17 protein-coding genes are annotated in these 24286 nt (G+C 52.9%); 6 read left to right on the plus strand and 11 right to left on the minus strand.

Going from position 1 to position 24286, the window contains the following annotated elements; genetic code table 11:
- Positions 1-7: 7 nt before the first annotated feature.
- Both LX66_RS20665 and idi read left to right on the plus strand, forming a co-directional pair.
- Positions 8-2938, plus strand: coding sequence for an FAD-binding and (Fe-S)-binding domain-containing protein (locus LX66_RS20665; protein ID WP_145717081.1), 2931 nt, complete (start codon positions 8-10; stop codon positions 2936-2938).
- A 49-nt stretch (positions 2939-2987) separates the two neighbouring features.
- Positions 2988-3512 (plus strand): isopentenyl-diphosphate Delta-isomerase, encoded by a 525-nt coding sequence (gene idi / locus LX66_RS20670; protein ID WP_145717083.1) that lies wholly within the window; start codon positions 2988-2990, stop codon positions 3510-3512.
- Positions 3513-3521: 9 nt separating this feature from the next.
- Here idi and LX66_RS20675 read toward each other — a convergent pair whose 3' ends face one another.
- From LX66_RS20675 to LX66_RS20700, 6 genes are all read right to left on the minus strand, one after another.
- Complete coding sequence (locus tag LX66_RS20675) at positions 3522-5258, minus strand: hypothetical protein (RefSeq protein ID WP_145717085.1); 1737 nt, start codon at positions 5256-5258, stop codon at positions 3522-3524.
- Between the two features lie 142 nt (positions 5259-5400).
- The gene (locus LX66_RS20680; RefSeq protein WP_145717087.1) at positions 5401-6282 is read right to left on the minus strand and encodes an inositol oxygenase family protein; all 882 of its coding nucleotides are present in this window, start codon (positions 6280-6282) and stop codon (positions 5401-5403) included.
- Between the two features lie 71 nt (positions 6283-6353).
- Complete coding sequence (locus tag LX66_RS20685) at positions 6354-7985, minus strand: sodium/sugar symporter (protein ID WP_145717089.1); 1632 nt, start codon at positions 7983-7985, stop codon at positions 6354-6356.
- Positions 7986-8052: 67 nt separating this feature from the next.
- The gene (locus LX66_RS20690; protein WP_145717091.1) at positions 8053-11238 is read right to left on the minus strand and encodes an efflux RND transporter permease subunit; all 3186 of its coding nucleotides are present in this window, start codon (positions 11236-11238) and stop codon (positions 8053-8055) included.
- Between the two features lie 30 nt (positions 11239-11268).
- A complete protein-coding gene (locus LX66_RS20695; protein ID WP_145717093.1) occupies positions 11269-12456 on the minus strand; it encodes an efflux RND transporter periplasmic adaptor subunit in 1188 nt (395 codons plus the stop codon).
- A 59-nt stretch (positions 12457-12515) separates the two neighbouring features.
- Positions 12516-13859: a TolC family protein gene (locus tag LX66_RS20700; protein ID WP_145717095.1), complete on the minus strand. Its 1344-nt coding sequence runs from the start codon at positions 13857-13859 to the stop codon at positions 12516-12518.
- Between the two features lie 149 nt (positions 13860-14008).
- Between LX66_RS20700 and LX66_RS20705 the strand changes: the two genes are divergently transcribed.
- Complete coding sequence (locus tag LX66_RS20705) at positions 14009-15058, plus strand: DUF2157 domain-containing protein (RefSeq protein ID WP_145717097.1); 1050 nt, start codon at positions 14009-14011, stop codon at positions 15056-15058.
- Positions 15059-15099: 41 nt separating this feature from the next.
- Here the strand turns inward: LX66_RS20705 and LX66_RS20710 are convergent, their stop codons facing one another.
- Positions 15100-16329, minus strand: a complete 1230-nt coding sequence (locus tag LX66_RS20710) for a M57 family metalloprotease (protein ID WP_145717099.1) — start codon at positions 16327-16329, stop codon at positions 15100-15102.
- Between the two features lie 160 nt (positions 16330-16489).
- Positions 16490-17467 carry a terpene synthase family protein gene (locus tag LX66_RS20715; RefSeq protein ID WP_145717101.1) on the minus strand — a complete coding sequence of 326 codons (978 nt, stop codon included), beginning with the start codon at positions 17465-17467 and terminating at the stop codon, positions 16490-16492.
- Between the two features lie 635 nt (positions 17468-18102).
- Between LX66_RS20715 and LX66_RS20720 the strand changes: the two genes are divergently transcribed.
- Together LX66_RS20720 and LX66_RS20725 are read left to right on the plus strand one after the other, a co-directional pair.
- The gene (locus LX66_RS20720; RefSeq protein ID WP_145717103.1) at positions 18103-18591 is read left to right on the plus strand and encodes a GAF domain-containing protein; all 489 of its coding nucleotides are present in this window, start codon (positions 18103-18105) and stop codon (positions 18589-18591) included.
- A 34-nt stretch (positions 18592-18625) separates the two neighbouring features.
- Positions 18626-19297: a class I SAM-dependent methyltransferase gene (locus LX66_RS20725; protein WP_145717105.1), complete on the plus strand. Its 672-nt coding sequence runs from the start codon at positions 18626-18628 to the stop codon at positions 19295-19297.
- Positions 19298-19303: 6 nt separating this feature from the next.
- On the opposite strand, the gene LX66_RS28210 is transcribed toward LX66_RS20725, so the two are convergent.
- A complete protein-coding gene (locus tag LX66_RS28210; protein WP_158642697.1) occupies positions 19304-20311 on the minus strand; it encodes a T9SS type B sorting domain-containing protein in 1008 nt (335 codons plus the stop codon).
- Between the two features lie 751 nt (positions 20312-21062).
- Here LX66_RS28210 and LX66_RS20735 point away from each other — a divergent pair.
- Entirely contained in the window at positions 21063-21755 is a 693-nt protein-coding gene (locus tag LX66_RS20735) for a tyrosine-protein phosphatase (RefSeq protein ID WP_145717108.1), read from the plus strand.
- On the opposite strand, the gene LX66_RS20740 is transcribed toward LX66_RS20735, so the two are convergent.
- Together LX66_RS20740 and LX66_RS20745 are read right to left on the minus strand one after the other, a co-directional pair.
- Positions 21752-23368, minus strand: coding sequence for an ArnT family glycosyltransferase (locus LX66_RS20740; protein ID WP_145717110.1), 1617 nt, complete (start codon positions 23366-23368; stop codon positions 21752-21754). The two genes, LX66_RS20735 and LX66_RS20740, sit on opposite strands and share 4 nt — an antisense overlap.
- A gap of 24 nt (positions 23369-23392) precedes the next feature.
- The gene (locus LX66_RS20745; protein WP_145717112.1) at positions 23393-24271 is read right to left on the minus strand and encodes an FkbM family methyltransferase; all 879 of its coding nucleotides are present in this window, start codon (positions 24269-24271) and stop codon (positions 23393-23395) included.
- Positions 24272-24286: the final 15 nt, after the last annotated feature.

Genomic DNA, 24286 nt, shown 5'->3' on the forward strand with positions numbered 1-24286 from the left:
AACGAATATGCGTGAAAAGCTCCGGAAGCTGGCCCTTGAACTGGAGGGTGCCCTTTATGATGATGACGCCATGCGTACCTTATATGCCACAGACGCATCGGCCTACCGTGAAATGCCGCTGGCAGTGGCCATCCCGGCCCATGAAGGAGATATAAAGAAACTCATTGCCTTTGCCAGGGAAAACCGTACCTCCCTGATACCGAGAACCGCCGGCACTTCCCTGGCCGGGCAGGTGGTAGGCAACGGCATCGTAGTGGACGTATCCAGGCACTTTACCCGCATCCTGGAGATCAATACCGAAGAGCAGTGGGTGCGCGTACAGCCCGGCGTGATCCGCGATGAGCTGAACATGTTCCTCAAACCTTACGGCTTTTACTTTGGCCCGGAAACCTCCACGGCCAACCGGGCCATGATAGGCGGCATGGTGGGCAACAACTCCTGCGGCTCCAATTCCGTGGTATACGGCAGCACCCGCGAGCACCTGCTGGAAGTAAAGGCCCTCCTGAGCGATGGCTCCGAAGCCACCTTCCACAGCCTCACGCCCGACGAGTTCCATGCCCGCTGCGATAGCGACGACCTCTCCCTCGAAACGCAACTGTACCGCCAGGTACGCAGCCTGCTGGGCAACCATGCCCACCAGGAGGAAATACGGCGCGAGTTTCCCAAGCCCGGCATCAAACGCCGCAATACCGGCTATGCCATAGACATGCTGCTGGAAACAGCGCCTTTCACCGCCGGCACGGAGGATTTCAACTTCTGCCGCCTGATAGCCGGCTCCGAAGGCACCCTGGCTTTTTTAACGGAGATAAAGCTCAACATAGTACCGCTGCCGCCAAAGGAAACGGGCCTGCTGTGCATCCATTTCAATACCATTGACGAATCCCTGCGGGCCAACGTGATCGCCATGCGCTATCAACCCAGCGCCAGCGAGCTGATAGACCATTATATACTGGAATGCACCAAGGACAATATCGAGCAAAGCAAGAACCGCTTCTTTGTGCAGGGCGATCCCGGCGCCATCCTGGTCATAGAGTTTTGCCGCGATACCCGGGAAGCCATCACAGAAATAGCCACCCGCCTGCAACAGGAGCTGCAGGCCGCGGGCCTGGGCTACCACTTCCCCCTCCTGTTCGGCGACGATACCAAAAAGATATGGGCGCTCCGCAAAGCCGGCCTGGGCCTGCTGGGCAATATGCCCGGCGATGAAAAGGCCGTACCGGTGATAGAGGATACAGCCGTAGATGTGGAAGACCTGCCGGCCTATATCTGCGAGTTCAACGACATCCTGAAAAAGTATGATCTCTACGCCGTGCACTATGCGCATGCCGGCAGCGGGGAAATACACCTGCGCCCCATCATCAACCTGAAAACCGGAGAGGGCAACCTGCTATTCAGGAAAATAGCGGAGGAAATCGCCACCCTGGTAAAAAAGTACCGCGGCTCCCTGAGCGGCGAGCATGGCGACGGCAGGCTGCGCGGCGAATTTATCCGCCAGATGATCGGCGACCGCAACTACGAGCTGCTGCGCCAGCTAAAATACACCTGGGACCCGCAGCACATCTTCAATCCCAACAAGATCGTGGACACGCCGCCCATGAACAGCATGCTGCGCTACGAGCCCGGGCAGTCCGTGCCGCCCATCGCCACGGTGTTCCACTTCCCGGAGCAGACCATATTGCAGCATGCGGAACAGTGCAACGGCTCCGGCGACTGCCGCAAGACGCACCTGAGCGGCGGCACCATGTGCCCCAGCTACATGGCTACCCGCAACGAGAAGGACACCACCCGCGCACGGGCCAACATCCTGCGCGAGTTCCTGACCCATTCCGGCAAGCAGAACCGCTTTGACCATAAAGAGATCTACGAAGTGCTGGACCTTTGCCTGGCTTGCAAGGGCTGCAAGTCCGAATGCCCGTCCAACGTGGACATGGCCAAGCTGAAAATGGAGTTCCTGCAACACTATTATGACGCCAATGGCGTACCGCTCCGCGCCCGCATGATTGGCAATTACTCCCGGCTGAACAAGCTGGCCGCCATAGCGCCCGGTATCTACAACTGGCTGGTGCGGAACAAGACCACCGGCAACCTGGTCAAACAATTCTCCGGTTTTGCCACCGGGCGCTCCCTGCCGGGCCTTCATGCCACCACCTTCAAAAGCTGGTTCCGGCGCCAGTGGCCCGGGGAACGCACCGCACTGCCCGATGGCGCGCCGGTAGTATACCTGTTCTGCGACGAATTTACCAACTACAACGATACGCATATCGGCATCAAAACGGTGCAACTGCTGCACCGGCTGGGCTACGAGGTGCGCATGGTACAGCACCCGGAAAGCGCCCGGGCATTGATGTCCAAAGGCCTGCTGCGCCAGGCCCGTGACATTGCGGAGGAGAATGTGCGCATCTTCAGGGATATTATCAGCGAGAACACGCCCCTGCTGGGCATAGAGCCTTCCGCCATCCTTAGCTTCCGGGACGAATACCCCGACCTGGTAAGGGAGCACCTGCGGGATGCCGCCAAACAACTGGCCAAACATGTGTACCTGGCGGACGAGTTCCTGGCCCTGGCGGCAGAACTGGGCGCCATACGGCCGGAGCAGTTCACGCAGGAAAAGCGCCACATCAAGCTGCACGGGCACTGCCAGCAAAAGGCCCTGTCCTCCGCCCTGCACAGTAAAAAGATATTGTCCCTGCCGGCGCATTACACGGTGGAGGTGATCCCCTCCGGCTGCTGCGGCATGGCCGGCTCTTTCGGGTATGAAAAAGAGCATTACGACCTTTCCATGCAGATAGGCGAAATGGTGCTGTTCCCGGCGGTAAGGCAGGCGGATGCCGATACGCTCATTGCCGCTCCCGGCACCAGTTGCCGGCACCAGGTAAAGGACGGCACCGGCAAAACAGCGCTGCACCCGCTGGAAATATTGCACGCGGCTTTGGTGTAAATTCCTTATCTTAGAAACGATCCATTTTCCCTCAAAAACCTCATAACTTATGACACCAAATAACCACATCATCCTGGTCAATGAACAGGACGAAGCACTGGCCACCATGGAAAAACTGGAAGCTCACCAAAAGGGGCTGCTGCACCGTGCCTTCTCCGTTTTCATTATCAACAGCCGGCAGGAAATGCTGCTCCATCAAAGGGCCAGCCATAAATATCATTCCGGCGGGCTGTGGACCAATGCCTGCTGCAGCCATCCCATGCCGGGCGAAGAGGTGGAACAGGCCGCGCACCGCCGCCTGCAGGAAGAAATGGGGTTTGACTGCCCGCTGCAAAAGCTGTTCACTTTCACCTATCACGCTACTTTCGACAATGGCCTGATAGAGCATGAATATGACCATGTGTTCCTCGGCACATTTGATGGCTCCATGGCACCCAATGCGGAAGAAGTGGAAGCGCACGGTTTTTTTGCCCTGCCCGATATCTCCGCCCTGATCCGGGACACGCCGGAGCGCTTTACCTACTGGTTTAAAATGGCCTACCCAACAGTGCTGGAGCACCTGGGCCAACGTTAACCCCTGTCCTCATATCCGGGAGGCGCTCAACTGTATGTCCGCCCGTTTAAATGCTTTGTCGTACCGCTTTTTAACAGCCGCTGCTTCCGGCTTTTTGCCCTGTGCCTGCAGGCTTTGGTACAGCCCTATTAAGGCCCAGCCGCTTTCGGGATAGCTGGCCAGGTCTTCCCGGTAGTATTGCTCCGCCTGCGCATAATCCGCAGCCTCCAGCAGCACAGCGCCCAGCAGCTCGCGTACAGGATGGTGCCAGTCCACCGGTTCATTGTACAGCAGCCCGTCCTCCAGTTGCATGGCCGCGCTGAGCAGGGCAATGGCCGTTGTGTGGTCTTTTTGCGCGGCCGCTATTTCACCGCGGGTTACCTTTTCCGCAATCTCCATGATCACGTAGGCAGAGTTGCGCGCGCCGGTCTCTATGCTTTTCAGCGTGGTATCAAGGCGCAGGGCGGCGATGCTGTCTGCCGCTGCCGCAGCCTGTTGCAACTGCCCGGTCCTGGCAAACGCTACACCGCGCCCGTAATGCCACATGGCGCTTACAAATTTCCAGTCCGGGTTGGGCGGCGGCAATGCCCGCAGCGATTCCCATTTGCCAAAGCGCACCATGGCAAAGATGGGGGTGCTGTACAGGTGCTGGATGATGTAGCCGAAGGGGCTCAGCATCATGGCCGGGTCGGACTTTTCCTGCAGGGTGGCGGCCGCTTGCAGCGCCAGCTCGCTGCGGCCTTCCAGGGTAGCGCAGGCCCACAGGAAATGATAGTTGTGGGGGTGGTATACCAGGGCGTACAGGCCCTGTGCGTTGCACTCGGTCAGGTAGGCCAGGTCCGCCTGTATGGAAGCTTCATTGGTAAGGGAGCCTTCGTGGTACAAACCGGTACGGATGTAGATGTGCGCCGGCATATGCACCAGGTGGCCGGCATTCGGCATGAGGGTACGCAGGCGGTTGGCGCTGGCCATGGCTTTTCCCGGCTCCTTTGACGCTTCCACGGCATGGATGTAGAAATGATTGGCGCCGGGATGGTCCGGCAGCTTTTCAAGCACGCCTTCCAGCAGCGCCAGGATTTCCGGGGTCCAGGGTTGCGGCGTGCCATCCTTCAGCCAGTAGTCCCAGGGATGCAGGTCCATGATGGCTTCTGCATACAGGGCTGCTACATCGGGATCCTGCGGGTAGTGCCGGTACACTTCCTTCATGGCGGCCGCATAGGCTTCGTCCAGGGGCTTACGGTCGGCCGGCGGGTTGGCTACATAGCGTTTGGCAATAGCCTGCACCAGCGCATGTTCACGCGGCGATATACCGTCTGTTAATGACAGGGCCTTGTCCACCGCTGCCACTACCCTGGCTTCATCCGCAGCATCCATGGGGGCATTGATATTGGGCCCCAGGCTAAGGGCCTGGCCCCAGTAAGCCATGGCGCAGGAAGGGTCCAGCCGGGCGGCCTCCCGGAAAGCGCGGTAGGCTTCCAGGTGATTAAAGCCGTAATACAGCCGGATACCCTGGTTAAAGAAGGCCTGCGCTTCCGGCACCCGTGTAGTGACCGTACAGGCATAGTCTCCCAGCCCCTCCAGGCGGGGCGCCTGCGGTTGGGTGCTGTCTGTTACCAGGTCCAGTGCGCGACGGTCTGGTACGGCGCAATAAGAAAACACCCTTTTTACGGGCGATGCGGCAGGGGCTGCGGGCCGGTAGTGCCTGAGGCTGAACAGCAGCAATATCCCTGTTAAAGAACAGGCGGATAATAAAAGGATCGGTTTCATGCTGTCGAAATTTTTGAGGTTACGCGGACAGCAACAAACATACAGGCGCACTAATGCAAAAAAAAATGCAGCGATATTCCTTTACGGAACTTTTTCGCTGCATTCATACATTTTGCTGCGCCTGTTCACCGGCGGCTCTATCCTACATGCGGATGGTAGCCGGCAGGTACCTGGCGATCAGATCTTCGTAATAGGGTTTCAATTCCTTGATCACCGGCGGCTTCGGGCTTTTGGAGTACAGATCGTAGGGATTGAATTTTTTCACCCACTGGAACATTTCCCGGTCATGATCATCCATCAGGTGATCATAGGCATGCTCACGGTGCTGGGCGTAGAAAGAGTGGTAACGGATCATATACAAAGCCGGCTCCGGCAAATAATCTTTGGTAATGTGGTACAGGTATTCATCGTGGCCCCATGACATGTGCACATTTTTCAGCCCGCAGTTGGGCGCATACACACCATATTTGGTATTGTACCTTTCATCGTGTATATCCGGGTTGTCCGCAAAAAATTCCGGGTATACGATCTTGTCCGAGAACTGGCAGCCAACGGGGAAGGTGTCTCCTACCACGGCCCATTGCGCTTCCCCGAACAGGCACAGCACCTTGCCCATGTCATGAATAAAGCCGGTGAGCACAAACCAGTCCGGGTGCCCGTCCGCCCGGATGGCTTCCGCCGTTTGCAGCAGGTGCTGCAACTGGTCCAGGTCTATATCGGGGTCGGAATCATCTACCAGGGTGTTCAGGAACTCCATGGCGTTCCATACGGGCATTTCCTTGCGGTTGAACTGCAGGAAATCAGCCATCTTTTCCTGTACGAAATCGTAGGTCTGGTACTTGTGGTTCAGGCGGTAGAATTCGCGCACGGTGTCGCGGCCCGGGTTATCGTAATTGCGGTATTCCTCTTTGGCTTTGGCAGGCTCCCCGGCTTCGGGGTAGCGTTTCAGCACATCATCTTCCCATTGCTCAATGCTCTGCAGCGGCTGTAGTTCTTCATTGCTGTACTGGTTCTGTACCTTCATGGTGAGTTTTTTTAACGTGAATATTTAGCTACTCTAAATTTACCGCTTTAAACCGTAATATTCAAGGTGTATTACCAGAAAACAGTATAAAGTGCTGTTAATATTCCCACGATGATGACAGACCCGGCAATAAAGGCCGGGGAGCTACGGAACATGGCGGTATCTACCTGGATAATGCGGGGCAGGTATTTACTGTTGCGGTCCAGCAGCGTGATCAGCACCATCAGCCCCACCAGTATCACAAATACGATGGACATCCTGTCCAGGAAGGGAAAATCCGGGAAAACGCCGTTGGTCCATACCGGCAGGAACTTCAGCACGGTAGACAGGGGGATGGTGAGCACCGCCGCCGTAAGCGCCGCCGTGGAGGTAGTGCGCTTCCAGATAAAGCCCAGCAGGAAAATGGCCAGCACGCCGGGGGCTATAAAGCCTACATACTCCTGTATGAACTGGTAGGCCTGGTCCAGGGAACGGAGGGCAGGCGCTACCACGCTGGCTATCAGCATGGCTACGATCACCGTGTAGCGGCCCACGCGCACCAACTGCTTTTCCGTGGCTTCCTTATGAAAATAGCGCTTGTAGATATCCAGGGAGAAAATAGTGGAAATACTGTTGGCCTTCCCTGCCAGCGAAGCCACAATAGCGGCCGTCAATGCGGCAAAGGCCAGCCCTTTGAGCCCCGGCGGCAGGAGGTTCAGCAGCGTGGGATAGGCCTGGTCCGGCTTTACCGCACCGGCAGCATCCGTCATTTCCTGCGCAAACAGGCCGTTCTTGTACAGCACATAGGCCGTAATGCCCGGCAGTACGGCAATCACCGGTATCAGCAGCTTCAGGAAAGCGGCAAACAGGATGCCGTTGCGGGCCGTTTTCAGATCGGCGCCCAGCGCACGCTGGGTAATGTACTGGTTACAGCCCCAGTAGTTCAGGTTATTGATCCACATGCCGCCTACCAGCACCGAAAGGCCGGGCAGGTCCTTGTAATAGGGATGATCTTTCGGGAAGATCATATGGAAATGCGTTTCGGCATTGTCCTTGATCAGGGTCAGCCCCTTCCAGACGTTCCTGCCATAACCGAAATGTTCGGACACCAGGTTCAGCGCCAGGTAGGTGGTCACCAGCCCGCCCAGTATCAGCACAAATACCTGTATCACGTCCGTATAGCCGATCACTTTCATGCCGCCCAGGGTCACTACAACTGCAAACAGCGCCAGCCCGGCAATGCACCAGAAAAAGGAAATACCGGAAATGGCGGCAATGGCCAGGGCGCCCAGGTAAATAATGGAGGTCAGGTTCACGAACACGTACACCAGCAGCCAGAAGATGGCCATGGTAGTGCTCACCGTAGTATTGTAGCGCTGCAGCAGGAACTGCGGCATCGTATAGATCTTGTTCTTGAGGTACACCGGGATGAAAAACACCGCTACGATGATCAACGTGGCGGCGGCCATCCATTCATAGGTGGAAATGGCCAGCCCCAATGCAAAACCGGAGCCGGACATGCCGATAAAGTGCTCTGCGGAAATATTGGAAGCGATCAGCGAAGCGCCGATGGCCCACCAGGTAAGGGAGCCTTCCGCCAGGAAAAAGTCTTTGGTGCTGGCTACCCCGGAACGCTTGCGGCGATAGATGTAATAACCATACGTGGACACTACTACGAAATAGATCAGGAATACGAAGTAGTCTGAGGAATGAAGATGATTCATTTTAATGTGCTAATGTGCGAATATGCACATAAATAAGCAGAAGTGCAAACTAATGTGCATATCCGCATCATTCCCCCAGGTGGTCCGGGCGTTGCTGCTCCCGCCCCTTTTCCTCCAGTTCGGCCAGCTTCTTTTTGCCATAGGCCAGGCGGGTGATCAGCACGTACAACACGGGCACCGTAAAGATGGCCAGCAGGGTGGCGGCCAGCATACCGCCAATAACAGTGAAGCCTATATTCAAACGGGCGGCGGCGCCGGCGCCCTGCGCCAGGCACAAAGGCAGCACGCCCAATATGAAGGCGAAGGAGGTCATGAGAATGGGGCGGAAACGCAGCTTCACCGCCTGCAGGGTAGCCTCTATCAGTGGCACCCCCTTGTCCACCCGCTCTTTACAGAACTCCACGATCAGGATGGCGTTCTTGGCGGCCAGCCCTATCAGTGTGATCAAGCCCACCTGGGAGTACACGCTGTTCTGCTGCCCGGCCAGGTACAGGGCTACAATAGACCCGAACAGCGCGATGGGCACAGCCAGCAGCACCGCCAGCGGCACCGACCAGCTTTCGTACAGGGCTACCAGCAGCAGGAACACGAACAATACGGACAGCATGAAAATAAGCGTGCTGGTATTGCCTGCCTCTATTTCCTGCTTGGAGATATTGGCCCATTCATAGCCGAAATTGGCCGGCAGCACCTGTGCCGCTACTTCTTCCAGCGCCTTGAGGGCGTCGCCGGAGCTGTAGCCGGGATTGTTTACCCCGTCTATTTCCACGGAGCGGTACAGGTTAAAGTGGTTCAGCACCGGCGCGCCCACCGTTTTGTTATAGGTAGTGAGGGCGCTGAGCGGCACCATTTCCCCGGCGGCATTCTGCACATAATATTTTCCCAGGTCCTGAATGCTGGTGCGGTACATGGTATCTGCCTGCAGCACTACCCGGAAAGCGCGGCTGAAACGGGTGAAATCATTCACATACAGCCCGCCCAGGTAGGTTTGCAGCGTATTGAACACATCGCCTACGGCCACGCCCATCTGCTTGCACTTGTCCCGGTCCACCTCCACGTTGTACTCCGGGGTGCTGGCGCTGAAAAAGGTATAGGCGCGCATGATCTCCGGGCGCTTGTTCACTTCCACCAGGAAGCGGTTCATCACCTGGTTGAACTCACGGATATCGTTGCCGGACTTCTGTTCCAGTATGAAAGAAAAGCCGCCGCTGGTGCCAAACCCGCGCAGGGTGGGAAAAGGAATGGCCAGTATCTGCGCTTCGGGTACCTGCGCCAGCCGCCCCTGCAGGCGGCCAATCACCGCGTTCATATCATCTTTGGGCTTATGCTCGTAGCGCTCGTCCCATGGCTTGAGGCTCAGGAAGTAGGTGGCAGAGTTGGGCTTGATGGCATTGGCTACGATGTTGATCCCGCTTACACCCATAAAGTGCGCTATGGCGGGGTCGTTCATCAATATCTCGTTGATCTGCCGGCCCACCGCACGGGTACGGCCGGAAGAGGCGGCATCCGGCAATTCAACGGATATGATCAGTGTGCCCATATCCTCCTGCGGGATGAAAGTGGTAGGCACAGTACGGAAAAGGAAAAAGGCAATGAGGAAGATCACTACCAGGATGCCCAGCACCAGGGGCGTTTTGCGGATGGACCACCGCACCCCCCTGGCATAACGTTCCGTGGTGCGGGTAAACCAGCGGTTAAACCGGTAAAAGAAACGGTTCAGCCACCCCTTTGACTTTTCGGTGATATGCGCGGGCCGCAGCAGCAGGGTACATAATGCGGGCGTAAACGTGAGCGCCAGGAAAGCCGACAGCAGCACGGAAAAGGCGATGGTCAGCGCAAACTGCTGGTACAGCATGCCGCTTACACCGGGGATGAACGCCACCGGTACAAACACGGCGGCCAGCACCAGCGCAATGGCGATCACCGGCGCCTGTACTTCCGACATGGCCTGCAGGGTGGCCTGCAGGGGCGTCATCTTGTCCGCATCAATGTGATGCTGCACCGCCTCTACCACCACAATGGCATCATCCACCACGATACCGATGGCCAGCACAAAGCCGAACAGGGTCAACGTATTAATGGAAAAGCCCAGCAGCTTGAAGAAGATAAAAGTGCCGATAATGGACACCGGTATCACCAGCACGGGTATCAGCGTGGCCCGCCACTCTTCCAGGAAAATAAACACCACAAAGGTTACCAGCAGCAGGGCGATGATAAAGGTTTCCACTACTTCCTCTATGGATATTTCCACAAAGGAGGTGGTCTCAAACGGCACCATCCATTCAACATCATCCGGGAAAGACGCTTCCAGCTCTTTCATTTTATGGTTCACGGCCTCAGCCACGTCCAGCGCATTGGCGCCCGGCATCAGGTACAGGGCCAGGCCGGTGCCGATCTTGCCGTCTGCCCGGATATCCGTTGCGTAAGTAAAGGTGCCCAACTCTACCCGGGCAATATCCCGCAGGCGCACCAGGGATCCATTCGCGGGATCTGCCGCCACTACAATATTGTTAAACTCCTCCGCCGTAATAAGGCGGCCTTTTACCTTTACATTGTACTCAAAGGATTGCTTGCTGTAGGCGGGCGGTGCGCCCACAATGCCGGCCGGCACCTGCTGGTTCTGCTCCGTAATGGCGGCGGCTACCTGCCGGGTGGTAAGGCCCAGGGCGGCCATCTTGTCGGGCTTGAGCCAGATGCGCATGCTGTAGTCCTGCGCAAAAGCATTCACATCGCCGATGCCGGGCACCCGCAGCAGCTCGGGTTTCAGGTAGATGTTCAGGTAGTTGTCCATAAAGCCCCGGTCGTGCGTGCCCCTGGGCGATTTGAGGGCGATCACCATCAGCATGTCGTTGGAGCGCTTTTTGGTGGTCACCCCTACCCTTCTTACTTCATCCGGTATGCTGGGCGTAGCCAGGTTCACCCGGTTCTGCACGTCCATGGTAGCAATATCCGGGTCCGTACCGATATTGAAGGTCACGGTAATGCTGCTGGAGCCGTCGTTGGCGCTTACGGACTGGATGTACATGGCGCCGGGCGTGCCGTTGATCTGGTTTTCAATAGGTGTGGTCACCGTTTCTTCCACCGTCTGCGAGTTGGCGCCGATGTAGGTAGCCTGCACCGACACCACCGGGGGCGAGATATCCGGCAACTGGGCCACCGGCAGCGTGAACATACAGATCAGCCCTACGATCACGATGATGATCGCTATTACGATGGTCGTGTTCTTACGGTCTATGAATGTTTTCGAGATCATTTGCGATTAGCTTTTTTAGCTGTGTAGCTGTCAGCGATTGGCCGCTACATTCACCGTATCGCCGGGCCGGGCTTTCTGTAATCCCTCTATGACCACCTTTTCACCGGCTTTCAGCCCTTTGTTAATAATCTGCATGGTATCCGCCTGCGGACCGGGCACTACGGAGCGTAACTGCAGGGTATTGCCCGGGCCGATGACGTATACGTTCTTTTCCGATAAGGTTTCCATAATGGCTTTGGCTGGAACGGCCAGCGTGGTGTCCGGCGTCTGGTACTCCAGCACGGCCAGGCAGGTCATGCCGGACTTCAGCAGGCCTTCCTTATTGGGAAACTGCAGCCGCACGCGGATGGTGCCGGTCTGCGGGTCCACGATATTATTGACGGTCAGTATGCGGCCTTCCTGCGGGTACATGGCGCCGTCAGTAAAGCCCAGCAGGAAGCGGCGGTCGTGCCCGGAAGGCCGGCCGGTAAATTCGTGTATACGGTCCTGTGGCACATCAAAATCCGCGTAGATCGGGTCTTCGTTCACAATGGTATTGATCAGCGTCTGGCCGGCATTCACAATATCGCCCACTTTCACCTGCGCAATCCCTATTTTACCGCTCACCGGCGCCCGCATAATGGCATGGCTCACATCCGTACCGGCTCGTTCCAGGGCTGCTTTGGCCGCCGCTACATTAGCTTCGGCGGTTTTGGCGGCGGTGGCGGCCTGCTCCACGGTTTGCCGGGAAATAGCGTCATGCTGCAACAGGTTCTGGTACCGCTCCAGGTCGCGCTGCCGCTGGGCCAGGTCGGCCTGTGCCTGCAGCAGGGACGCATTCGCCTGGTTATAGGCGGCCACATACCGGCTCTTGTCGATCTCATACAGCGGCTGTCCTTTTTTAACAGTGCTGCCGTCCGGTACGCGAACGGCCTCCAGGTAGCCGGTCACGTCCGCACGCAACTGCACAATATTATTGCCGGTAAGGGTAGCGGGAAAGTTTTCCCGGATGGTGTAGGTGCCGGGGGTAACGTTCACGGCTACAACGGTAGCTTTCATGCCGGGACCGCCGGAGCCACCGGGCGATTTGCCACCGCCGCAGGAAGTAAGAAGTAAGATGTAGGAAGCAGGAAAAAAGACGTAGGATATATGAAGTAGGATGTAAGATGTAAGATGCAGGAAGCCAATCCTCGTCTTATGATGATATTTATTTTTACAACTGTACATTGTACTGGTCATTTATATTTAGTAATCATATCTCCTACTTCCTATCTCTTACTTCTTACATCTTACTTCCATTATCTTATTTTCCCCATTGCCTTGTCCAGGTCCAGCTTGGTCATCAGCGTATTGAGCAGGGCGTTCACATATTCGCTCTGCGCCTGCCGCAGCTCGCTTTCAGCAGATATTACATCGAGGCTGGAGGATACGCCCTGGTCATACTTCAGCACAATACGGTCATACACGCCCTGGGTCAGCTCCATATTGGTTTCCTGGGTGCGCAGCAGCGCCAGGTTGTTGCGATACTGCGTGTAGGCGTTCTTTACATCCAATTGTATCTGCTGGCCCAGGTAGTTAAGGTCATTGATAGACTGCTGCAGGGTGATCTTTTGCTCATTCACCCGGTGCAGGCGTTCCGTACCGGTGAACAGCGGCCAGGACAGGTTAAGGCCTACGGCGGAGGTGCCGAATCCTCTTTTATACAGGTCGCCGAAGGATTCGGAAAAGTAGTTGAAGCCGTAGTTGATAAACCCGGTGAGCGAGGGCAGGTACTGCATTTTGGTACTTTTCAGGTTCAGCCGGTTCAGTGCTATCTGGGTAAGCTGCTGGCTGTATTCCACGCGGTCTTCAATACGGTAGTTCACGGTATCCAGCACCTGTGCCGGTGAAAAGTCCTGTACCGTTTGCGACAGTTGCAGGGAGTCCTCCTGCGGAATACCGGCCTGGAACTTCAGCAGTTCCAGGCTGTATGCCAGCAGGCGCTGCTGGTTTTCTATAGAAGTGACTACATTATTATAGGATACGGTAATACGGTCTACATCCACCCGCTCTCCCACCCCGGCGTCATAGCGGGCTTTGGTATCTGCCAGGGTTTTGCGCAACTGGGCTTCGTTGGCGGCGGTAAGACGAATGTTCTCTCCGTTCACCAAAACGGCATAATACGCCTTCATAACGGCTACGCGGGTATCAATGGCGGTGCGGCGCAGGTTTTTCTCCGACAGCTCTTCATACACCTTTGCCGCTTTGAGGCCAATGAAATAATCGCTGTTGAAAATGGTCTGGTTCACCTGCCCCAGCAGGTTGGAAGTGTATTTGGTCCCGAACTGTACAGGTATTTTCTGATCCAGGTTACCATTAATAAAATCGGGGATCAGGGAGGTCTGCAATTTGAGGTTATCCTGGAAATTGCCGGTGATATCGGCGTGGGGCAGCAGCTTACCGGTGCTTTCCCGGATCTGCTCCCGGGCGTACTGCTGATCCAGCCGGGCATTCACTACATCACGCTGATGCTGCAGGGCGTATTGCACACACTCTTCCAGGCTAAACACGTGGATCACCTGCTGCAAAGAATCAACCTGTGCCTGTGTAGTGAAAATGCCCAGCCATATGGTAGTTGTTAACGTACATATGAAACGACGCATAACGGATCTACTTTAGCGGACGAAGGGTATTTTTCAGAATAACAACATTATTGGAAAAAGGTTGAAGCGCTCGTACTATTTAAATATAGTCAAATAAACAGCAAAAAACAATTTTTCACTACATTGTTGCATCAACCTAATCAGAAACTATGCTGGAAGTTGACAAAAGAGAAGCCCGTTTACTGGAAAAAGCAATTGGCGCCTGGCAGGAAGAGCAACTGATCAACCCGGAGCAGGCGCGGCAAATGCAGCAAAGCTACCAGGTACGGGAAGCCCATACGGAATGGCAGACCATTACCCTGTATATTTTCATTGCGGCCATCTCCTGTGCATTGATGGCATTCGGCTCCCTGGTGCTGGATGAAAAGTGGATTGAGGTGCTGCGTAAAAAACTATCGCTGACAGACAGCATCATTGCCGTCCTGTTTGCGCTGCTCACCGTATTCCTGTGCTACCGGGGCTACCGGTCCCGCCGGAAGCAGGAGCTGGCGCCGGGACAGCGGGCCTTTTCCCTGAACCGGGAGCTGTACTGGCTGCTGCCCATACTCAGCACCGGCGTAACGTTGGTATACCTGGGCAAAAGCCTGCAATACCTGGGCGGTAATTACGGCCTCTTCTGGCTACTGGCTACGGCCGTGTACGGCGTACTGGCATTAGCGTTGTCCTCACAGCTATTATGGATCGCTACGCTGCTCTGCCTGATACCCGCCTATGTAAAGCTCACCTATTTTGTTACCGGCGACGCCTCCTGGTTCCTGGGCATGAACCTGCCCTGCCGCATGCTGTTGCTGGCCACGGTTATGCTGCTGGCGCACCGGCTGGCGCTGCCCGATAAGCGATACCGCGCGGTGCAGCATATTACCTGGGCGGGCGGCTGGCTGTTGCTGTTGCTGGCGGCGTGGCTCATCTCCATCTTTGGCAACAGCGGCACCTGGAGCGAGTGGCAACAGGTACGCCAGTACCAGCTACTCTGGTGGGTGGTGGTGTATACCCTGATATGCGCAGTGGCCATCTGGCTGGGCATTAAGCTGAAGGATAACATGGTACGGGACATGGGCGTACTGTTCCTGTTGCTGGACCTCTATACCCGTTACTTTGAATACCTGTGGGACCGCACGCATAAGGGGCTTTTCTTTACCATACTGGCCCTGTCGTTCTGGTGGATCGGGAGGAGGATAGAGAAATGGAAGAAAGTGTAGGTGCTTAGCTTCCGCTTTTATATTCTTCATCACCTCTTCAATTAATAATTGGGGAAAGCATAGAAAACAACACCATTAAAGTTCGTCCAGTAAGTTCCATAGCCGGCAATATTTGCAGACATCGAATAATAATGGTCCCCTCCGTACATGGAGCTATAATGCTCATAAATAGGTACAGTGCCGGGCACCTGCGTAGTGAAGGCATAAAATGCGATTCCTTCATATTGCCACCAGTTGTCGGGGTTGAGCGTACCCGTTGTAAAATAGTGGTCACTTCCCTGTTGACTGAAATAAGCCCTGACCGGCACGGCACCGTTTATAGGGCTTATATACGCCCTGAAGGCAACATCTTCCGAAACCCAATAGTCAAGGTTATTCACAGGTACCACCGACAGATAGTGATGGCCCGGGTTACCGGAAGCCACAGTGTAGCCATATACGGGCTTCATATCTTCGTTATTGGGATAGGTTCTGTGTAAAGCTATTTTATCGTAAGCAGTAAATGGCCGATCGGTGTTGCTGGAGCAGGCCAACATCCAGGAGTTGGCAACCTTGTAATCAGGATTACCTGTGGGCGTGCCTTCAACAGGGTTGGCGCCGTCTCCGCCGGTGCCTTCATTACCACCGATACCACAACTGAAGGTCCGGTTCTGGTAATCTGTATGGCGGAAGCCGATCGCATGACCTATTTCATGGGCAATGGTAGTAGCCGCATCAGCGCGATGGCTGCCGCTATTGTAATAGTATGTGTTTAATCTTATCGGGCTCGCCGGGTCACCTCCCGACGGACCCCCCGCACTAAAGCCAAGTACATCGCTTACTTCATAAAATGAAAAGATATTGATGTCGGCGACGTCAGCACTGGCGGCTGGCTGAAAGGTTAACCCCAGGCGAAGTTGATTGTATCTTGCCAGTGCGGTATTGAAAGCGCTCTGCATATACGAGTCAAAGCCCGCATCCAGGAATACGCTAATCACTCTGGGCGTACCGGTAACGAGATTATTGGTCCTGTAATGTTCTACCTGTGGCCTGGTGCGGTCTTTCTCCTCTGCCAACCGTTCAATAGCTTCAGCAGTGAGAAAAATATCATATTCTACCAGATAGCCGTCTTTGTACTTTGATAATCCTTCACTGGTATCGAAACCGGCGGTTTTAAGTTTCGAGATAATGTCGTCAGGCACTTTTTCCTGCTTGGGTCTTTGATTGTCCTTTCGGCATGAAAACAACAGTACAGCAGTCAGCATGGTGAACAAGGCAAGGGTTTTCTTCATGTTTTAGGGTTTTGTGTGTTAAAAAAAGGGGGTACTATGCATATAGGGTTATTACTAATTACAAGGTTGGGGTGTTAATTCTTCCGGAAGTTAATGATTTTAATTGAGATAAAAAGTAATTATTAGCAAGGGGCTACCCGGCGGGCAGCCCCTTGCAAGGCTAAGCCTGGACATGTGTTTCCGGCGCCGGGTCCACCCGGTAACGACCGGTATCCAGCACGCTCCAGTCATAGTTGCCGGTGATCCAGGAACGCAGCACCGCCACATAGCGGGTCAGCTCCTGGTCCGTTTCGGCATCAAAGGAAGGCAGCAGCTTTTCCAGCGCCGCAAACAGCCGTACCTCCTCGTCGTGCATACGCACTGTTTCGTTAATGGCATCCTGCATGGACAGGCTGCGCTCCCGCATCAGCGCCAGCACCAGGTTGTGCACATCGCCCTGCCCGGCTTCCTTCCGGCAGGACATAATGTCGTTGGTCCAGCACACAATGTTATTACAGGCCAGGGCCAGGCGTTGCACCATGGCATGTTGCAGTACCTGGTCCGGCAGGTGCACCTTTTCGCTGATCTCCACGAACTCCAGGTCCACGAACAGCGCGCCGGTATAAGGCCGCATGATTACGTAGTCTGCTACGGAAGGCGCCCGCTGTTCTGCCCTGTTACCGGCTTCCCAAAGGCAGGCCTTGAAATATTCCTGCATGCTGCGGATAAAGCGCTGGCGCCAGGCCGGGCGGCTCAGGGGCAGCAGCCGCTGCCAGATATCCGCGAGGGCCAGCGCAAATGCGCCGCCTTGTTCAGGTTCCGCTATCTCCCGGGTCAGTATTTCCGTGAAATAGTCGGTCACCTGTTGCAGGTTGGTCGCCTGCCGGCCCATCTGTGCTTCATCGCACTGGTCATCGTGCAGGAACAGCCAGGAGTTGAAGTTGCAAAGGATGCACAGTTCCTCGTAGCCGGCATTGGGAAAGGTCCTGGATACCAGCAGGGCGAATTTTGCCTTTCTGAAGCGGGCAAGGGCCTCCTCTGTTTTCAGCAGGCCAAATGTTTGCGCCCATAAAAGGTTTTGCTCGTTGGCAAGGTTGGCAAAACGGTTCATGAGGGAGGGGAACGGATATTGCATCCGCGGGAATTGGATCGTTTGCATGATCGTCTGTTTAATGGTTAAGAGAATCGGTTTAATTACAAAAGCAGGCTACGCCATGCGGCATAGCAGATGGCAGTTTTAGTTGGCATTTACAGTAGGTAGTAGGCAATCAAAAGGGGGATCAGCAGGTATTTGTCGTATAGGAAATACCGTTATGTATGATCACCGTCCGGCAGTTTGGAAGTAAAGGCGATATTGCAACGTCCATCGATGGCCGTTGTATTCGTTTGCATATATGGTTTACAGGGCGGACTGCAGTGGTCATTCATTTCCTGGGACAGGCATTGTATTTCCATAAGAGGATCGTACTGCGGTGCAGGTGGTGCGTGAATAGAGTTCATACGTGATAGTCATTTTCCGCGGTTGGAACCGCCGTTGGCAATAAAGCAGGGAGGAGAACGCAGGGTTAATTTTTTTTACTAAATCAGACCATTTCCCCCCGGGACATGCGTGATAAATTTACAAAACTTTTAGTTGAATTTAGTGGAACGGTGTAAATTCCAACATCCAAATCCCAAATTCCAAACTACCTGTAAGCTTCTGCATAAAAGCAGTCTACTGATAATTCGGGCGGCATGTGCCAATTTTGGAATTTGGAATTTGGAATTTGGGATTTAGGATTTCATATTTGCATTATGGCAGAAGATCTTCAGATTATCAAAGGCAGTAAAACGGAACAATATGAATCACTGCTACCGCAGATCAGGGCGCTCCTGGAGGGAGAACCGGACCTAGTGGCCAACCTGGCCAATGTAGCGGCAGCATTGAAGGAGCAATTCGGCTGGTTGTGGACAGGCTTTTACCTGGTGAAAGGCGATGAGCTGGTGCTGGGCCCTTTCCAGGGACCGGTGGCCTGCACGCGCATCCGTCACGGGCGTGGCGTATGCGGCAGCAGTTGGGCGCAGGCCCGCACGCTGATCGTACCGGATGTGGAGCAATTTCCCGGCCATATTGCCTGCAGCAGCCAGTCCAGGTCCGAGATCGTGGTGCCTATTATCCGGAATGGCGTGGTGACAGGCGTGCTGGATGTAGACAGTGAGCACCTGTCGCAGTTCGATGAAGTGGATGCGAAATACCTGGAGGCCGTGGTGGAGCTGCTGAGCCTGCAAGTTCCCAGCGAATAATTGCTTAATTTAGCTTTATAAATTCCTTCCTGTTATGAAACAACCGGACGCTGTTATTGAAAACCATTACCAGGCTTCCTATTTCAACGATTACCAGAGAAAGATCGGCGAGTTCGGAGGCATCGCCAACAAATTTAAATTTGCACCGCATATAAAACCAGGGGATGTGGTGCTTGATTTTGGCTGCGGTGGCGGGTTCCTGCTCAAAAACCTGGACTGCAGGGAAAGGATAGGCATAGAGATCAACCCCGTAGCCAGGGATTACTGCAACGAAGTGAACAGGATACCCTGCTATGAATCGCTGGACGCGGTAAAGGACGAATCTGTGGATGTGGTTATTTCCAACCACTGCCTGGAGCACACTACCAACCCTTTTCAATATGTTTCCGCATTGTATGAGAAGCTGAAACCGGGCGGCACCATCGCGATCGTGGTACCGCATGACAGCTACCGGACAAAGTGGAAACCGAACGACATCAATAATCACCTGTACAGCTTTAGCCCCATGAACCTGGGCAACATTCTCCAGGGCGCCGGTTTTAAACAGGTACAGGTCTTCCCTTTCCTGCACAAATGGGTTCCATATAGGTTCCGTGGAGCAATTTGCAAATATTTCGGCCACCAGGTATTCCATCAACTAAGCTGGTTGTACGGCCGGATAGATAAACGCTCTGTGCAAATAAAGGGGATTGGAGTAAAAGGATAATTGCGCTCAATGCACCAGCATCACCACACCCCGTAGCTCCTGCCGCATATTGTTCCGGTCCAGGAATGTGCAGATATAGGTAAAGCCCTGCACTTCCTGTAACAGTCCCTTATAAATGCCATCCCATCCCCTGTATGGATCATTGGACCGGAATACCAGCCCTCCCCACCGGTTATAGATCGCCAGTTCATAGTTGAGGACCTCGTCATACACTTTGGGGCGAAAAACATCATTTATACCATCTCCATTGGGACTGAAAGCTGAGGGCATCATCACCAGACAGTTTGGCCACTGTGTTGCCACATCGGCAGTACCGCTTGTAATGCACTGATATTTATCCTTTACATTAAAGGAATGATAGCCGGAACTTAAGTCTTGCAGCACGCTATCGGACTGCCAGGGGCCATTATCTACCTGGTAAACATAAGGTGGCGTGCCGCCCTGCACCAGCGGTATGATCCGGCCATTGGCCATGTCGCCGCAGGTGGCAGGTATCACCGTAGACTGCTGGATGATCAATTGTGGCGGCCCCTTAACAACAACATCGTTAAGCTCTTGGGAGCATCCCCGCTGGTCTTTTACCAGGATATGATAACTGCCTGGCGACAGCTTCCGAAAAACCGGCGTGTAAGTACCGGTGCTGCTACCATTAAAATAATAGCGGTAAGGCGGCATCCCCCCTCTAGTATTGACGGCAATGCTATGTTCCGGTTGGTCAAAGCACGGAGCGGAGGTAACCGTGGCATGGGACAACAAGCTATCAACTTTCACAGTAGCTTGCGCCCGGGTGGTAAGGCCATTGGCCGCGGTCACTGTTACTTCATAGTCGCCCGCAGCAAGACTGGCAATGCAATCTGTGGTCTCCCCACCGGGCAGCCACTTGTAGGCGTAAGGCCCAGGAGCGCCGGTTACAGCAACCGCTACCTGGCCGCTCGGAGCGTCCTGACAAGTAGGCCGGGTAGTAAGGGACAACTTAGGTGCAGCCTTAACGTATTTGGAAAAATTATCTATCATTGCCGCAATACCATTCTTATTTTTGGGGCAGGGAGAGGAAAGATAAGGCCAAAAGGCCAGATAGCTGCAATCCTTGGTGGGTGTAAAGCTAACTGTGTATCGTTTCCAGTTTTTATGATAAATCTCTCCCGACCTCCAGAAACAGGTAGTTGTATCGGCCGGGCCATTACCACCATAAACGGCCAGCGTGGCATAACACACCTCAAAAGGGTATACTTCAGGACAGGCCAGATCAAAGGAAAGCGTATAGGTAATCCCTGCTTTTAGAGGGCTTTCCAATAACTGGGAGATACCCTCTTTCCATATGGCACTGTAATATATACCCACAAATGTCTCTCCATCAGATGCTGTAAGTAATCCTTTAGCCGCCCATGTATCCGGTGATCTGTTGGCCGACAGCCAATATGGAGGTAACTTCGCTGCCAAAGGCGGGCCTTCCAGAGAAGGATTTTTTAGTGAAATATCCTGGGCACAGGCTCTGTTACTAATAATGGTCACACAAACATACCAGCAAAGAATAAGTATGCTGCAATAAAAGGTTCTCATAGGACATAGGTGCTATGCTAGTACATAGGATTAGAATAGTAATCGAAAAGATATAAAATACATTTCTAATAAAAAAGTATTTTGCCTGATTATTGAAAAAAGGAATAAAATTTGATAGCCTTTTGGACCTTAAATCGTATCAGCACTCATGTTTTTCTTTAAGAAGCGATCATCTGACATATCATATGCGGGTCTTTTGTCCTTCATGGAGACCGACATCCACTCCCACCTGATACCGGCGGTTGACGACGGTGTGCAGGATATTGAAACCTCGCTTTTATTTATTCAACAATTGCAGGAAATGGGAATCCAAAAGGTCATTACTACTCCGCATATAATGGCAGACAGGTATCCAAACTCTGTCCAAACGCTCACCGCACCCTATATGCAGGTAAAAAAAGTCTTACAGGAAAAAGGGATAGACCTTGCTTTTTCCTTTGCCGGAGAGTACTATATGGATGAATATTTTGAGCAGCTTATTTCCTCCTCGTCTTTGCTGACATTACAGGGGAAGATGGTACTGGTGGAAATGTCCTTCATACAGGCACCGCCACAACTACACCAATGGCTGTTTAGCCTTATTGCGGCTGGCTACCAACCTGTACTGGCCCATCCGGAACGGTACAATCATTATCATGATAATTACACACAGTACGCCCAATTGAAAGAATGGGGCTGCCAGTTGCAAATGAATTTGCTGTCTATAACAGGATACTATGGTAAACACGTTCAGAAAATAGCAGAAAGGTTGCTGGCGGATAAAATGATAGACCTCGTAGGCACCGACATGCACCACCAAAAGCATCTGCAGGCTATAAAAAGCATTAAGACAAACAAAAAAGCATTTAAGCTACTGGAGGGATACAACTTCAAAAACAAGGAACTAACAAACACTTAATTTATCCGGTAAACAGCTACCTTATCCGATAAGTAAACAAGCCGGAAGTTTTCCGGAATACGCGGGCTTCCTCTCTGCAATAAAAAAGAAAACTGCGGCAGGCAAATAGTTGCCCTCACATCATATATAAGATAGTCTGCCTTTAGATCGTCATTGCTGATAGTTGAAGGAAAGCGCGCAGCCTGGGTTTTTACCTTCTCGCTCATATTCTTAAAGGAAATCAACCCGCTAAGCCCCCCCCGATAATACAATGGCAATGTAACATATTTGCACCCCAGATAGTAAGCCCGGGCGGGATGGAAGCACATAATCACCCTTTCGCGTATATTGTTGTCAATACTTTTTAATAAATCTGCTACCTGGGTATTTTCCTCCATTCCGTGGTCCTGGTTAAAATAATAACTTAGCTGCCTGCTGCCGTTAGCTATATCTATGCCTATTCCTAACACAATAGTGGCCATGGCGCATCGCTTATAAACAGGCTTGATCCGGATAAACATCGAACGCTGTTTATAAATGGCAAAAGTTCCGTAGACCACTATTAACACCAGCCAGCTTAAAAAAACTTCACTAAAAACAAAGGCCTGTGAAACCAATAACAGGTAGCACCCAAAGCATATTAACACCGGCACGAAAATCTTTGAGCGCAGCAATGACCTCTCTCTTTTATAGTAATTATTATAAATAAGAAAGCCCCCTGCTATTAAGCACAGCAGGCCGACTGTCTGTCCCCTATAGATGATCCATACAAGGCTTTTCAATATATTCCTGAGAAAATTGACAATATATGCTCCTGGCGCATACAGGAAGATATCAACCCCAGAATTAAAACCGTTGATCCCATCCCAGCACCATACCCATTTGTTATGTGCAACTGAAAATACGCCTATGCCAATATTCATGTACTGCCAGGTTGCAAATGGAGAGCCATTGTCAAAATAGTTAACAATCCACCAGGGGGAGGACATCAATGTAAACCCCAGCATCAGGCAGGTAGCATAGCTTACAGCACGCCGGAATGGATAGAAAAAAAATACGGTCAATACGAAAGCAGGCAATAGGGAATAGCTGGTATACCGGGTAAGCCCAGCCAGCCCGCAAACAATGCCTACAAACAGGTAGCGGTACCCATTCCCCCCTTCAAGGCTCTTGATCAGAAGTAAGATGCTTAAAATGTAAAATAAAGAATCCAGCATATGGTTCTCCACCTGTACACTTAGCTGTATAAACAAGGTATTGGTCACCAGAGGCAACTGAGCCAGCCAGGCCGCTGTCCTGCTTTCCGAAAGCTTGTATACAAAAGTATAAACCAGCAGCAATAACAGCGAGGCTGAAATAACCGAGATTAGCTTAATGAATTCTACCGCCGGCGCCAGCTTGGCAAGCAATCCTGTTAAAACCGGAAATAAAGGTGGCCAGAAATGGGAGGCCCACCCCCGGTAACCGTTCCCCCGATAGATGTCGAGACCGGAAAAATAATGCATCGACGCGTCCCAATCGGCAAATACATGATCCTGGAAGGCGACAACCGTCATTAATACGAAGTAAATAACGGGAATTAAGTAACCGTCATACAACGATTTTTCCAATTGATAGATATAACTATTATGCATATCTCAGCATTTGCAGTAGCGGGATCATACCAGCTTGTTGCGTATACGTACCTTCTCGGCCGTGCTTACCCGTTCCTTCACAAATTGGGCATCCCTTACATAAATGGTATTGTGAAGATCATAAGAGCGACAATGCGTTAGTTTCCTGAGTAGAGGATCGTACGTATAAGGCTGAAAATTGTGCTGTATCAGCAGGTCATGCACCTTCCTTTCATCAAAACCATACCGGTTTCCCAATCCAGCTAATTCAATGATAATCGCCTTCAATGTTTCTTTCTCCAAAGTTAAATGAGCTCCTCTCATTACTTCTGTCTCAAAACCTTCCACATCCACTTTCAGCAGAACGGGCGACCGCCCCTCCAGTACATTGTCCAGTGTGTCTACATTCACTTCAATTTGGTCCCGATCGTTACCAATGGACACATGGTTACTGGCCCCCAATTTGCTGGTAAAGTGAAGCTTCCCTGCAGTGGAGCCTAACGCGGTATTTATTGCATTTACCCTTCCATTGACCTGGTTAAGTTGAATATTGAACAGCAGACGCTCATATGTGGATGGTACGGGCTCTACTGCAACTGTTTCTGCTTCTATATGTGCTGCTGATAAAACAGTATAGCTGCCGATATTGGCCCCAACATCAACAAACAGGTCTCCTTTTCTTAAAAAGTGGAGCAAAAAAGACATATCGTTAAACTCATATAGACCACAGTAGAAGTTACCTGTGGCTCCACATACTCCTTTTTGTACAACAAGCTTTGCCTTGTTGGTAAAGGAATAAATGATGGGATAAGGCGTTAGCCTCGTGCTGATCTGCCATCTTACAAAACGGGCGAGGGCTTTCATTTCGCTCCCCTTGTTCAGCGGATGCCTGGCAATAAATTTCAACGTAGTTAGAAGATTCATAGAAAAATATTTTTT

It is taken from the genome of Chitinophaga japonensis, from assembly GCF_007830125.1.
Classification (GTDB): domain Bacteria; phylum Bacteroidota; class Bacteroidia; order Chitinophagales; family Chitinophagaceae; genus Chitinophaga; species Chitinophaga japonensis.

What these genes read in the sequence shown, in the direction of transcription:
- idi (WP_145717083.1), top strand. Translation starts at nt 2,988, where the DNA reads ATGACACCAAATAACCACATCATCCTGGTCAATGAACAGGACGAAGCA.
- LX66_RS20705 (WP_145717097.1), top strand. Translation starts at nt 14,009, where the DNA reads ATGCTGGAAGTTGACAAAAGAGAAGCCCGTTTACTGGAAAAAGCAATT.
- LX66_RS28210 (WP_158642697.1), bottom strand. Translation starts at nt 20,311, where the DNA reads ATGATAGATAATTTTTCCAAATACGTTAAGGCTGCACCTAAGTTGTCC.
- LX66_RS20695 (WP_145717093.1), bottom strand. Translation starts at nt 12,456, where the DNA reads ATGACCAGTACAATGTACAGTTGTAAAAATAAATATCATCATAAGACG.
- LX66_RS20685 (WP_145717089.1), bottom strand. Translation starts at nt 7,985, where the DNA reads ATGAATCATCTTCATTCCTCAGACTACTTCGTATTCCTGATCTATTTC.
- LX66_RS20725 (WP_145717105.1), top strand. Translation starts at nt 18,626, where the DNA reads ATGAAACAACCGGACGCTGTTATTGAAAACCATTACCAGGCTTCCTAT.
- LX66_RS20745 (WP_145717112.1), bottom strand. Translation starts at nt 24,271, where the DNA reads ATGAATCTTCTAACTACGTTGAAATTTATTGCCAGGCATCCGCTGAAC.
- LX66_RS20665 (WP_145717081.1), top strand. Translation starts at nt 8, where the DNA reads ATGCGTGAAAAGCTCCGGAAGCTGGCCCTTGAACTGGAGGGTGCCCTT.
- LX66_RS20710 (WP_145717099.1), bottom strand. Translation starts at nt 16,329, where the DNA reads ATGAAGAAAACCCTTGCCTTGTTCACCATGCTGACTGCTGTACTGTTG.
- LX66_RS20735 (WP_145717108.1), top strand. Translation starts at nt 21,063, where the DNA reads ATGGAGACCGACATCCACTCCCACCTGATACCGGCGGTTGACGACGGT.
- LX66_RS20680 (WP_145717087.1), bottom strand. Translation starts at nt 6,282, where the DNA reads ATGAAGGTACAGAACCAGTACAGCAATGAAGAACTACAGCCGCTGCAG.
- LX66_RS20740 (WP_145717110.1), bottom strand. Translation starts at nt 23,368, where the DNA reads ATGCATAATAGTTATATCTATCAATTGGAAAAATCGTTGTATGACGGT.
- LX66_RS20700 (WP_145717095.1), bottom strand. Translation starts at nt 13,859, where the DNA reads ATGCGTCGTTTCATATGTACGTTAACAACTACCATATGGCTGGGCATT.
- LX66_RS20690 (WP_145717091.1), bottom strand. Translation starts at nt 11,238, where the DNA reads ATGATCTCGAAAACATTCATAGACCGTAAGAACACGACCATCGTAATA.
- LX66_RS20715 (WP_145717101.1), bottom strand. Translation starts at nt 17,467, where the DNA reads ATGCAAACGATCCAATTCCCGCGGATGCAATATCCGTTCCCCTCCCTC.
- LX66_RS20675 (WP_145717085.1), bottom strand. Translation starts at nt 5,258, where the DNA reads ATGAAACCGATCCTTTTATTATCCGCCTGTTCTTTAACAGGGATATTG.
- LX66_RS20720 (WP_145717103.1), top strand. Translation starts at nt 18,103, where the DNA reads ATGGCAGAAGATCTTCAGATTATCAAAGGCAGTAAAACGGAACAATAT.